General features: G+C 57.7%; 10 protein-coding genes. 5 read left to right on the top strand and 5 right to left on the bottom strand.

The window, feature by feature from the left end:
• Window positions 1-282: 282 nt before the first annotated feature.
• The 5 genes from U8U68_RS13805 to uxuA form a co-directional block, all read right to left on the bottom strand.
• Window positions 283-1,686, bottom strand: coding sequence for an alginate O-acetyltransferase AlgX-related protein (locus tag U8U68_RS13805; protein WP_322201744.1), 1,404 nt, complete (start codon window positions 1,684-1,686; stop codon window positions 283-285).
• Window positions 1,687-1,697: 11 nt separating this feature from the next.
• A complete protein-coding gene (locus tag U8U68_RS13800; RefSeq protein WP_322201742.1) occupies window positions 1,698-3,104 on the bottom strand; it encodes an MBOAT family O-acyltransferase in 1,407 nt (468 codons plus the stop codon).
• A gap of 6 nt (window positions 3,105-3,110) precedes the next feature.
• Window positions 3,111-3,650: a hypothetical protein gene (locus U8U68_RS13795; RefSeq protein ID WP_322201740.1), complete on the bottom strand. Its 540-nt coding sequence runs from the start codon at window positions 3,648-3,650 to the stop codon at window positions 3,111-3,113.
• A 133-nt stretch (window positions 3,651-3,783) separates the two neighbouring features.
• Entirely contained in the window at window positions 3,784-5,391 is a 1,608-nt protein-coding gene (locus tag U8U68_RS13790) for a mannitol dehydrogenase family protein (RefSeq protein WP_322201738.1), read from the bottom strand.
• Window positions 5,388-6,467: a mannonate dehydratase gene (uxuA, locus tag U8U68_RS13785; protein WP_322201750.1), complete on the bottom strand. Its 1,080-nt coding sequence runs from the start codon at window positions 6,465-6,467 to the stop codon at window positions 5,388-5,390. Before uxuA ends, U8U68_RS13790 begins: the two co-directional genes overlap by 4 nt.
• A 285-nt stretch (window positions 6,468-6,752) precedes the next feature.
• On the opposite strand from uxuA, the gene U8U68_RS13780 reads away from it, so the two are divergent.
• The 5 genes from U8U68_RS13780 to U8U68_RS13760 all read left to right on the top strand — a co-directional run bounded on the left by U8U68_RS13780 (window position 6,753) and on the right by U8U68_RS13760 (window position 11,644).
• The gene (locus U8U68_RS13780; RefSeq protein WP_322201748.1) at window positions 6,753-6,941 is read left to right on the top strand and encodes a helix-turn-helix transcriptional regulator; all 189 of its coding nucleotides are present in this window, start codon (window positions 6,753-6,755) and stop codon (window positions 6,939-6,941) included.
• Between the two features lie 24 nt (window positions 6,942-6,965).
• Entirely contained in the window at window positions 6,966-7,412 is a 447-nt protein-coding gene (locus U8U68_RS13775) for a hypothetical protein (RefSeq protein ID WP_322201736.1), read from the top strand.
• 380 nt (window positions 7,413-7,792) lie between these two features.
• Window positions 7,793-8,539 carry a DNA repair protein RecO gene (recO, locus tag U8U68_RS13770; protein ID WP_322201734.1) on the top strand — a complete coding sequence of 249 codons (747 nt, stop codon included), beginning with the start codon at window positions 7,793-7,795 and terminating at the stop codon, window positions 8,537-8,539.
• A 12-nt stretch (window positions 8,540-8,551) separates the two neighbouring features.
• Window positions 8,552-9,274 carry a GNAT family N-acetyltransferase gene (locus U8U68_RS13765; protein WP_322201732.1) on the top strand — a complete coding sequence of 241 codons (723 nt, stop codon included), beginning with the start codon at window positions 8,552-8,554 and terminating at the stop codon, window positions 9,272-9,274.
• A gap of 18 nt (window positions 9,275-9,292) precedes the next feature.
• Window positions 9,293-11,644: an endonuclease MutS2 gene (locus tag U8U68_RS13760; protein ID WP_322201730.1), complete on the top strand. Its 2,352-nt coding sequence runs from the start codon at window positions 9,293-9,295 to the stop codon at window positions 11,642-11,644.
• Window positions 11,645-11,662 lie beyond the last annotated feature (18 nt).

Below are 11,662 nucleotides of genomic sequence, written 5' to 3'. Positions count from 1 at the left end.
ACCTGACTGCGTATCTGCTTGAGCCCTTCTTTTCCCACTTTCCGCAAATCGATATATTCCATATCCCTATTATATCACTCTTCCTCTCTTTTTCCTAGCTTTTTGAGCGGGAGTAATACATACCAGAGACACACGCCGAACAAGGAACCGAGCAGTATGGGAGCCGCCCTTCGACCTGAAGGCCTGGAAAGTCCTCTGACAAAATTCGTTCCAATGGGTCCGTCTCAACAGACTATAAAGAAAGAGGCGCATGGTGAAGTTCCTTGTACAGACTTGTTACGTTCAACCGCCTGTGGCCACCATCCATTCCCCGCCGCTGCTGAACAGAACCTCCACTGCTCCAGTCAGGTTTTCCGGCAGATACAGGGCAAAGACACAGCCAGACTGGCCGGACGCACCCTCGTCTATGGGGAAAGCCTCGTACACGGTTTCTCCGCAGCGGACGTACACCGGGCTCTCTTGGTCACAAGGAACCTCCACCCGGCCGCTGAGCCGCAAGTACCCCGGCAGGTTGGCGGCGGGCTCGGACTCTATCTGGGCGGCGGCGCCGGCTGGAATAGCGTTCATGTCAAAGACCACCTGGGGTGCGGGCATTAGAAAGGGAGCCTGGGCTAAACGAGGCAGATTTCGTTCCACAATTTCCACCACAATGTATTGTGCGCCGTTCTGCTCCATCATCCCTAGATGATAGGGGGTGGCCCGGGAGAATGTAGCGGAAGAGAAGCTCTCGGCCATCAGAGCGTGCAGGGCGTTGCCAAAGGAATCCCGAAACATCAGCAGCGGGGCATTTCCGGCGGCGCTGGTGGTCTGAATGCGCAGATCATCCACCCCTCGGATGGGCACGGCATATTCAAATGCCAAGGCGTCCTCAAACGTAAACTCCAGGTCCATCTCTTTGGAGGCTGGGTATAGCATCTCGTGCAGGTCCCCCCGGTGGGTAGGCTGGTAGCTGCCCGCCTTGCCGAAAGCATCCTCTGGGGGCAGGCCCAGGGTTTCCAACAATACATCGTGGCCCAGGGCCGCGCCCTTGTTGGTCCAGTGGGAGTCCAAGGCAAAGTAGAGGGGCTCGCCGTCCAAAGAGGGTATCTGCTCCAGCATCTCGCTGGCGTTGCCCAGGGCCGTGAACAGGTCGGCATAGTTCACCCCTTGCCGGCGGAGGGCGTCCTCTACCGGGGCGGCATAGGCCACGGGAGCGGGGGAGAGGCTTTCCGGCAGGTATTCGGGGCAGATAGAGGCCTTATTTGGGGCAATGGTAAAGGCGAACACCCCGCCCTGCCCCTCCACATAGGACTGGGCCAGGGCCAGGGACCGGGCTATGCAGTAGGCCTGCCGCCCTGTGAGGGCGTCCGCGCCGGTGTAGTCGTCCAAAGTCTCGGCGTAGAAGAGCCAGCCGTTCCGGCCCAAAGCCACATCGTTTTGGGCAGAGGTGGCAAACAGACTGGACTTCATCACCGAGTCGGCGGTGACCAGCTCTTGCCGAAAAGCAAAGTGGTCCGAGAAGTAGTCGGCGGTGTCCGAGAGCAGCTCCAGGTTAAAGCTGCCGTCAGGGGCAAAGGCCCGGGGCGGAGCCGCCAATACCTCATTACCCGCGGCAGGGCTGGGGCCTAAAATCAGCATACCAATCCCAGGGATGAGGCAAGCCAACATAAACACGCCGGTGAATAGTAAATGACCGAGTTTTTTCATGGCCAGCCTCCTTAAAATCGAAAGTAGATAAAGGGGTTAAACTGGCTGCCCGCCAGGTTCATCACGCACAGCAAGAACAGTATCCCCGCCGCTGCATAAGACCCGGCCCGGGCCAAAGCGCAGGCCTTGCCGTTTCCGCTGGCCAAAGCCTGGACCCTGGGCAGGATAGGCAGGGCGCACACCAAGCTGACCCCCAAAATGAACAGATTGTATGGAGTGAGCAGGGACCGCAGCAGTGCCGCGCCTTGGACCGTAGCAGTAAAACCAGTAAACATTTGGCTGTACACCAGCCCGGCCTCGGCCAGGGTGTCCGCCCGAAAGAGCACGAAACCCAGCAGCACGATGAGCAAAGTGGTCCCGTGGCCAAGGACCCGGCGCAGCCTGCCGCCTTTGGGGAGAAAATCCTCTAGAATGATAAATAACCCGTGCCAAAGGCCCCACAGCACAAAGTTCCAAGAGGCCCCATGCCAAAGTCCGGTGCAGAAAAACACCAGACACTTGTTCAGCTGGGTGCGCAGGCGGCCCTTGCGGTTGCCGCCTAGGGGGATGTACAGATAGTCCCGGAACCAGCTGGACAGAGAGATATGCCACCGCCGCCAGAACTCTTTAATAGAGGCGCTGGCATAGGGGTGGTCGAAGTTTTCCAGAAACCGAAAGCCAAACATGCGGCCCAGGCCAATGGCCATGTCTGAGTAGCCGGAGAAATCGAAATAGATTTGCAGCATGTAGCACAGGGCCCCCAGCCAAGCGGACCGGGCATCCAGCTGTAGGGCCGAAGCCCCGAACACCAGGTCCGCCATCTGTCCTACCGTGTTGGAAAGCAGCAACTTTTTGGAGAGACCTAGGATGAACCGCCGTATTCCATCCGCGGTGAGGGCGGAAGAGGTCTCCCGCCGGTCGATTTGCAAGCTTACGTCGTGGTACTTGACAATGGGCCCGGCAATCAGCTGGGGAAAGAAGGAAATGTATAGGGCCAGCTTTAACAGGCTACGGCTGACCAGCGTTTCGTCCCGGTATACATCGATGACATAAGACAGGCCTTGAAAGGTAAAGAAGGAGATGCCCACCGGCAGGGCAATGCCAGGCAGGGGCAGGGAAAGCCCTGTCAGCCGGTTTAAAGAGCCTAAAGCGAAGTCGGTATATTTAAAGACAGAGAGCAGCCCCAGGTTTACTGCCACAGATAGGGCCACTACCGCCTTTTTATTGAAACGCTGGGAGACAATGAGCCGGCCGGAGAGATAATTAACCACCACAGAGGCCAAAAGCAGCAGTACGTATACTGGCTCACCAAAAGCGTAGAATACTACGCTGACCAAGGTGAGCAAGACGTTTTTAGCAGTAAGGCCCGGCAGCAGCCGGTATAGCAGAAAACACAGAGGCAAGAAAGCGAAGAGAAAAGCAGGAGAACTGAATACCATAGACGTTTACCCGATGTCTTGGACCGTCTCAGAGCCATCTACGCGGTAGGTGTATACCGTGAAGTTGCTGTAATACAGCAGGCCGTCCTCGCCGGGGCCCATGCAGCTGGGGCCGTAGTCTGAGCTGTTGGGGTATCCAAACACGCTGTAGAAGGTGTTGATATCGGAACCGATATAGTCCGAAGGGTTGGCCTGGGGTTCAGGGTCCGGCTCGGGGGTGGGTTCCGGGGTGGGCTCCGGGGTGGGTTCGCTGGGGCTGATAAAGATCTCATGGTTTTCTTCCGGGTCACTGCTCTCGGGAGTAGGCTCTGACGTGGGGGATTCAGTGGGCTTAGGGACAGCCGAGGGCTTTGCGGTGGGCTTGGCCGTAGCTTTGGGTTTGGCGGAAGGCGAAGCCGAGGGCTTTGTCGTGGGCGTAGCCAAGGCCGAGCTGGAGCTGGTTTGAGAACTACTCAACGAAGAATCCTGATTATCGGAATCGTTACAAGCAGCCAGAGTAAGCGCACAGGCTGCTGAGAGGAAAAGGGCCACTAAATTTTTTTTCATTGCGCAACATTCCCATTCTACAATTAAGTTTGAGCTTGCAGGAAACGCCAGTTTTCGGCAAACTAATATAAGAATAGCATACCTAGTCCTGTAAGTCAAGTTTCAGTAAAGGCCGGGGAAGAGAGGCTGGGGCTTACACATATTTTTCCAGGGTCCTCCGCACCGCCCCGGGGCCTGCCAGCATCTCCCGCAGCATTCCGGCCACCTTTTCCGCCAGACCCACTGCATACAGGTCCACTCCGAACAGGGCTGGGTTAGATAGGATGGGCCGCAGGGTCTGCTCCGCAGCCGCTCCGCCCAGATGAACCCCGGCCAGCTGGGATTGCAGAGACTCCAGCATGGGGTCGCTGCTGCATGCCAAGGGATGGCCGTGGTCGTCCACTGCCAAAAGATACCGCAGCCACCCGGCCAAAGCCAGGGGGATATAGGTCAGGCTGGCGGCGTCTAGGTCGGGCCTGGCCTGGTAGCTCTTGATGGTCTCGCCAAAGCGGATGGGCAGCTTTTGGCTGGTGTCTGTGGCAATGCGCTGGGGGGTGTCTGGGATAAAGGGGTTGGGCAGGCGCTCCTCCACCACTTCTTTAATAAAGGCCTGGGGATTCAATATCTTGGGGTCCGTCACCACGGGCAGACCTTCCGTGTAGCCGATTTTTTCCACCAGGCCCTTTAGCAACGGATCCCCCATCTCAGCGGCAATGGTCTGATACCCCAGCAGGCATCCAAACACTGCCAGAGCCGTATGCAGTGGGTTTAAGCAGGTGGTCACCTTCATGCGCTCGGTGGCGTTCACGGTGTCCCGGTCCGTCAGGTAAACCCCGGCCTTTTCCAGGGGTGGGCGGCCGTTAGGGAAGGCGTCCTCTACCACAAGGTATTGGGGTCCCTCCGCGTTGACAAAGGGAGCAATGTAGGTTCCCCTGCTGGTGACGGTGGGAGACATGTCCTCCACACCGGCGGCGGTCAGGGCTTCTTCCACCACTTGGGCGGGGCGGGGGGTGATCTTGTCGATCATGGTCCAGGGGAAAGAGACTTTGTTGTTATCTCCCAGCCAGGCCAGAAAATCTTGGGACACATACCTGTTCTTCTCCCAATTTTCTGCTACGGTCACTACCCCGGCCTGAAGTTTTTCCCCGTTGTGGGAACAGTTGTCCATGCTTACCAGGGCAATGGGCGCGCCGCCGGCCAGAAACCGTTCCAGCAGCAGAGCGGCGGTAACGCTCATGGCGTGGGAGCAGCGGCCGGGCCCCTCTGCAAAATCCGCCTGTACAGCCGGAAAGAAATTCCCGGAAAGATCCGCTAGGGCATAACCTTTCTCAGTGATGGTATAGCTGACCATTTGCAGGGAGGGGGCGCGGAAAATGGCCCGCAGTTTTTCCATATCCTGTGGATACGCCCCGCTGGCCCGCAGCCCCTGGGAGATGGAGGCCACCACCTCTTTTTTTACCGAGCCATCCGGCAGCAGGGTGGCTAGCAAGGTCATGCTGTGGTGGGGATCATAAATCATATCAATGATGTCCAAGTCAAAAGTATCTGCCGCCACAATACCGGTACTTACCAGGCCTTGTTCCAGCAGGTCCTGCTGCAATTTGGCAATAAATCCTCGGAAAATGTTCCCTGCCCCAAAGTGTACCCAGACCGGGGCCGCCTGGGTTTGGGCCCGCATCTGGTTCCAGTCAAACTTCGGCAGCCGAATGCCCGCCTGTTCCCAGGAGGCCTGGTTCTGTATTCCCATGCAGTCTAATTTCATTGCAAATCCTCCCATCTGTCCAGGGCGTCCCAGATCCCCCAAAGATACATAATGCCCAAGGCCCGGTCGTACAGGCCGTAGCCGGGGCGCACACTGCCTGGCCCCTCGCCCCACAGGTGCCGGCCGTGGTCGGGACGGACATAGCCTTCAAAGCCGCCGTCGTGGAAGGCTTTCACAATGTCCAAAATGCCGGCATCCCCCTGGCAATCCCGGTGGCTGGTCTCGGTAAAGTCTCCATTAGGGTAATGCTTCACGTTGCGGATGTGGGCAAAGGCAATGCGCCCGCAGTGCTTGCGGACCATAGCGGCCACATCGTTTTGAGGGTTGGCGCCCAGACTGCCGGTGCACAGGGTCAGGCAGTTGCAGGGGTCGTCCACCATATTCAAGAACCGGTCAATGGAGGGCTCGTCCACCAGCAGCCGGGGCAGACCAAAGATGTCCCAAGGCGGATCATCCATATGGATGGCCATTTTAACGCCGCACGCATGGCATACGGGCATTAGCCGCTCCAAAAAGTACCGCAGATTCTCCCACAGCTGTTCTTTGCTTACCTCTTTGTAGGCGGCGAAGAGCTGGTCCAGCTGGGCCATACGCTCCGGTTCCCAGCCGGGAAAGGTGAGGCCGTGGAGGTTGTTGAGAATGTACTGGGCCATCTCCTTGGGGTCGTCGTGAATCTTGGAAGCTTCATAGAATAGGGCTGTAGAGCCGTCTGGCAGGGGATGGAACAGATCTGTACGAGTCCAGTCAAACACGGGCATAAAGTTGTAGCAGATCACCTTAACCCCAAACTGGCCCAGGTTGCGGATGGTCTGGATATAGTTCTCAATGTACCCATCTCGGCTAGGCCGGCCCGTTTTAATATCGTCATGGACGTTGACAGACTCTACTACATCCATATGGAAGCCGTAAGGGTCCAGCTGTTCCTTGACCTGGGCAATCTCCTCCACAGGCCAAACCTCCCCTGGCAGCTTGTGATGCAGGGCCCAGACAATGCCGCTCACCCCGGGAATCTGCTTGATATAGGACAGTGGAATTTCATCGTTTCCTTGGCCGTACCAGCGAAAACACATGTTCATGCTCATGAGAATTCTCCTTTACTGTGCCTGGGCGTTCGGTACGCGGCAGGCGCGAAATACTCTATTATGAAGTATAGTAGGGGTGGGGGAGATTGTCAAGCTTCAGCGCGTTTTTGTGCGGGCAAAGTATGGACACATCGCGCGGTCAAGAGGAAGAGCGCTGGCAAAGGCCGCAATCGTGTGAAGTAAAATTTAACAGCTTTTTTGTAAACTATACTTGACTTTTTATCGCAGATAATATACAATATCAGGCGAGGAGGTGATCCGTTGGGCAAAAACCTGAAAATGAAAGCCGCTCGGGTTGCCAAGGGTCTGACCCAGCAGGACCTGGCCGACGCGGTGGGAGTTACCCGCCAGACCGTGGTGGCCATTGAGCGGGGGGACTACAACCCCACGGTACGTCTGTGCATAGAGATATGCCGGGTGCTGGGAACCACGCTGGACGGTTTGTTTTGGCCGGAAGAAGAAAATTAGCTGAAAGGATAGGGAGAAATGTCTATGCGGAAAAAGTATGAATTTGATGAGCGCCAGTTGCTTTTGCGGGGGAATGTGTTCCAGCACACCACCGTTTTGTTGTTTGTGCTTTTGTTTGCCAATGGGGTGCTGAAAATTGATGACATCCACTGGGCGCCGGGGTTTTATGAGAACATGCTCATTCTATGGGCCGGCCTGGACTTTGCCTTGATTGAGTACATCCTACGAGACATTACGCAAAAAAACAGCCGCCAGAACTGGCTTTATGGACTGGAAGGAATATTTGGCCTGATTTTGCTGGCCATCAGCATGACCCATGTGATAGACGGAGACCCTTTGGTGCGGGACGGGGCTTTGACAGAAGAGGGGGCGCATATGGCCTTTGCCGGTTTTATGGTGTTAGTGGGCGTGGTTTTTGTGGTAAAACGTCTGTGGGACCGCTGCAAAGAGCCAGCCGGAGACGAGGACTGAACCAGGGAGTTTCGTGAAAGATCCAGAAATAGAACCGATTGCGCGGTGAAGGGGACTAAGGTACCCGCACCGCGTTTTTATTGGCGGGTTTTGGGTGGAAGGCACAAAAATTAGGCTTGCGTTTAGGTCCCGAAAACGATACAATAGGGGTACAAGCACATTCGCCGGGAAAAGTCCGTCGAGCGGCGTCGATAAAAGATATTTTTTCCACTCATACCCGCCCGGTTCCTGCAAATACTTTCATTGTAAGGGGGCGTTTGCAGTGAATGAAAATCAGGCTTGGTTGAATTTTACCCGTTCGGGCCGGGTAGAGGACTATATTCTATATGCCAAAGTGCGGGGCAGCGCACAAAATATTGCATACGAGAGGGGGCCGCGGGGTGCGGCTGAAGACCCAGGGGATTATTATTCGGGAGCAGACAGTGGGCGAGAGCGACCGGCTGGTTACGGTTCTGACCCGTGACGAGGGTGTGGTGCGGGCTTTTGCCCGGCGCGCAAAAAATTATAAAGACAGCAAAAATTCAGCCACAGGGCTGCTTTGCTATTCCCGCCTGGACCTGCACAAGGGGCGGGATAAGTACATAATCGACGCGGCCCGGCCCATCGAGGTGTTCTTTGGCCTGCGGGGGGATCTTTTGAACCTCTCGGCGGGGCAGTATTTTTGTGAGCTGGCCGCCGAGCTGGTGCCCGAGGGGGTGGAGTCGGCCCAGTACCTGCGGCTGGTGCTGAATGCCCTGCATTTTCTCTGCACTGGCGCCCGCACGGCCCAGCTGCTAAAGCCTGTGGTAGAGCTGCGGATGCTCTCTATGGCGGGATATATGCCAAACCTGGTGGCCTGCGAGGCCTGCGGGGCCTATGGGGCCCCGCGCATGTTTTTCCGGGTGAACCGGGGAGAGATCTACTGCCAAAATTGTTATATAAATAAGGGAACCCCTGTGGTTGCGCTTTCGCCGGGGGCGCTGACAGCTATGCGGTATATTATTTATTCTGAGTTTGAGAAGATCTTTTCTTTTCACCTGGCAGGCCACGCCCTGACTGAACTGACAGACGCCGCAGAGGCCTATACCCTGCATGTGCTGCAAAAGCGGCCCAAGACCTTGGAATTTTATCATAGTCTTTTGATATAGAAGGGAAAGAAATTGATGAACCCATGTATCATAATAAATACGGTGCGGGCCTATCTGGCGGCCCAGCTGGACTGCACCCCAGAGGGCTTATCCGGTTCGGGCGTTCTCTACGTGCCCAATAGAACCGCCCAGCCTCCTTTTTTAAAGCTGGCAGTGATTGGGGGGGGGCGTGTGGTGGTTTCCTCCTCCCCAGAGCTTCTGCCGCAGGTAAAAGCCCTAACCCAAGGCCGCACCCGGGACGAGCTGTTCGAGCTGCCTCTGGTGTATGGCCAGACCATCCACTTTATACCGGACCAGGTTTCAGACATGCCCCTTTCTGCTGGTTATGAGTACCATCTGCTGGAAGGGGCGGCTCTTGGCCAGCTGGCGGGCTTAAGTGCTTTCCCCAATTCTCTGGCCTTTGATGAGGATGGACATACCGGCACGGGCATGGTATGTTTTGCCCAGTTTCAGGATCAAATGATTGCCTTGGCCGGGGCGGGGGAGCAGTCTCAAAGCCTCCAGGAGATGGGCGTGGACACCAGCCCCTCCCACCGGGGACGGGGGCTGGTCAGCTGGCTGGCCCGAGAGCTGCTGGCTCGGGAAAGGGTGCCTTTCTACAGCGCGTCTGTAACCAATATTGGTTCACAGGCTGTAGCCCATCGCAGCGGCCTGCGGCCGTGCTGGATGGACACCTACAGCAATGTGCTTCGAGAGGACTATATCTATAAAAAATGCATCAAGCGAGTATTTTGAAATTGAGGATAAACGGATATGAATAAAAATTATAAAGCGCTAGAATTGGATAAAATACTGGACCTGGTGGCAAGCGAGACCACCTGTGACGACGCGGTGGAGTTAGCCCGGTCCATAGAACCGAAATGCAGCTTAGCGGAAGCAAAATATCTGCTGGAAGAGACGGACGCCGCCTTTGTACTGATGGCCAAGTTCGGCGGGCCCAGCTTTAATGGCCTGAAGAACGTCACCAACCCTCTGCGCCGGGCCCAGGCCGGGGGCGGGCTGGGGATGCGGGAGCTGCTGGATGTGGCGGGTACTCTGCGGGCCATTCGGGCTTTGCAGAGCTGGCACGATAAATCCGCTGGCATGCGCACGCCCCTTAGCGACCGATTCCACGTGCTGGCTCCCAACAAATACTTAGAGGAAAAAATTTATACATGCATCCTCAGCGAAGAGGAGATGGCCGACGCCGCCTCGCCCACGCTGGCGAATATCCGGCGGAAGATTCGCTCTGCCTCGGCCCGGGCCCGGGACCAGCTGGAAAAGCTGGTCCGCTCCAGCTCCCACCAAAAGCACCTGCAAGAGAGCATCATCACCCAGCGGGGAGGCCGCTACGTGGTGCCGGTTAAAGCAGAGTTCCGGGGGGAGGTGCCGGGCCTGATCCACGACACATCTTCCAGCGGGGCCACGGTATTCATTGAGCCTATGAGCGTGGTAGAGGCCAACAACGAGATCCGCGTACTTCAATCCCAGGAGCTGGAAGAGATCAACCGTATCCTTCGGGAGCTTTCCGCCGAAGCCGGAGAGTTCGCGGGGGCGATTATCGACAGCTACCGCTGCGCTGTGGAGCTGAATGTAATCTTTGCCAAGGCCCAGGTGGCCTACCGCATGAAAGCGGTAACCCCCCAGCTGGGTGAGGACGGGGTCACCCAGCTGACCGCCGCCCGGCACCCGCTGATTGCCAAAGAAAAGGTGGTGCCCACGGACATCCGCCTGGGAAAGGACTTTGACAGCCTGATTATCACCGGCCCCAACACCGGCGGCAAGACCGTGGCCCTTAAGACCGTGGGCCTGCTGTCCCTGATGGCCATGTGCGGTCTGATGATTCCCGCCGCCGAGGGCAGCCGGGTCTCGGTATACAGCCATATTCTGGCGGATATTGGAGACGAGCAGAGCATTGAGCAGAGCCTTTCCACTTTTTCGGCCCACATGACCAATATCATCAAGATCCTGTCTATTGCTGACGAGAACAGCCTGGTGCTTTTGGACGAACTGGGCGCGGGCACGGACCCGGTGGAGGGCGCCGCTTTGGCCACGGCCATTATTGAGGAGCTGCGGGGCAAGGGGGCGCGGCTGGCCTGCACCACCCACTATGCCGAGCTAAAAGCCTACGCCCTACAGACCCCGGGGGTCGAGAACGGCTGCTGCGAGTTTGATGTAGAGAGCCTGCGGCCCACCTACCGGCTGCTCATTGGTGTGCCGGGCAAGTCCAATGCCTTTGCCATCTCCCGGCGGCTTGGCATGGAGGGGCGCATTGTGGACCGGGCGGGGCAGCTGGTCTCTCGAGAAAACAGCGTGTTCGAGCAGGTGGTGGGCCGCCTGGAGGAGGACCGCCGTAAGCTGGAGGACGAGCTGGCCCTAGCCCGCCGGGCCGCGGACAAGGCCCGGGACAGCATTCGCCAAGCGGAGGCAAAGCAAGTGGAGGCCGCTGGGCTGGCCCGCCGGGAGCTGGAGCAGGCCCGGCAGCAGGCGGAGCAGATTGTACAAAAGACCCGGCGGCAGGCGGATGCCCTCTTAAATGAGCTGGACGAGGCGCGCCGCAGCCAGAACAAAGCCCTTTCGGCAGAGCAAAAGGCCCGGCTGCGCAGCGGTATGCGCCAGCTGGAGACCGCCGCCGACCCGGTAAGCCGCCCCCGGGACACCAACTACCAGCTGCCCCGGGAGCTGAAACCAGGGGACAGCGTACTGATGGTGGACATTGACAAAAAGGCCTCGGTGCTAGAGCCCCCCCGAGACGGCCAGGTGCTGGTGCAGGCGGGCATCATTAAGACCCGGGTGCCGGTAGAAAGCCTGCGTCTGCTAAGCGAGAAACAGGAGCAGAAGCTCCGGGGGCGGTCGGTGACCAAGGACGTAAGCCAGCCCCAGGGGGCCGCCAGCCTGGACTTGCGGGGCATGAGCAGCGATGAGGCCCTGATAGAGGTAGACGCCTTTTTGGACCGAGCGGCCCGGGCGGCCCTGACCCAGGTGACCATCATCCACGGCAAGGGCACCGGTGTGCTGCGGGCAGCGGTGCAAAAGCACCTGCGGCGCTGCCCGCAGGTAAAGCGCTTCCGGCTGGGGGCCTTTGGCGAGGGAGAGAGTGGCGTTACAGTGGTGGAGATGAAGTGATTTGTTTATGTTGCGGTA

This window comes from Acutalibacter intestini, assembly GCF_034334985.1.
Taxonomy (GTDB): Bacteria; Bacillota; Clostridia; order Oscillospirales; family Acutalibacteraceae; genus Acutalibacter; species Acutalibacter intestini.
Note: the sequence above shows the minus strand (reverse complement) of the source record. Positions and strands in the feature narration are given on the sequence as shown.

Bases quoted from the DNA above. Each gene is read 5' to 3' on its own strand.
- U8U68_RS13800 (WP_322201742.1), bottom strand. From the start codon at position 3,104: ATGGTATTCAGTTCTCCTGCTTTTCTCTTCGCTTTCTTGCCTCTGTGT.
- U8U68_RS13790 (WP_322201738.1), bottom strand. From the start codon at position 5,391: ATGAAATTAGACTGCATGGGAATACAGAACCAGGCCTCCTGGGAACAG.
- U8U68_RS13805 (WP_322201744.1), bottom strand. From the start codon at position 1,686: ATGAAAAAACTCGGTCATTTACTATTCACCGGCGTGTTTATGTTGGCT.
- uxuA (WP_322201750.1), bottom strand. From the start codon at position 6,467: ATGAACATGTGTTTTCGCTGGTACGGCCAAGGAAACGATGAAATTCCA.
- U8U68_RS13795 (WP_322201740.1), bottom strand. From the start codon at position 3,650: ATGAAAAAAAATTTAGTGGCCCTTTTCCTCTCAGCAGCCTGTGCGCTT.
- U8U68_RS13775 (WP_322201736.1), top strand. From the start codon at position 6,966: ATGCGGAAAAAGTATGAATTTGATGAGCGCCAGTTGCTTTTGCGGGGG.
- U8U68_RS13780 (WP_322201748.1), top strand. From the start codon at position 6,753: ATGAAAGCCGCTCGGGTTGCCAAGGGTCTGACCCAGCAGGACCTGGCC.
- U8U68_RS13760 (WP_322201730.1), top strand. From the start codon at position 9,293: ATGAATAAAAATTATAAAGCGCTAGAATTGGATAAAATACTGGACCTG.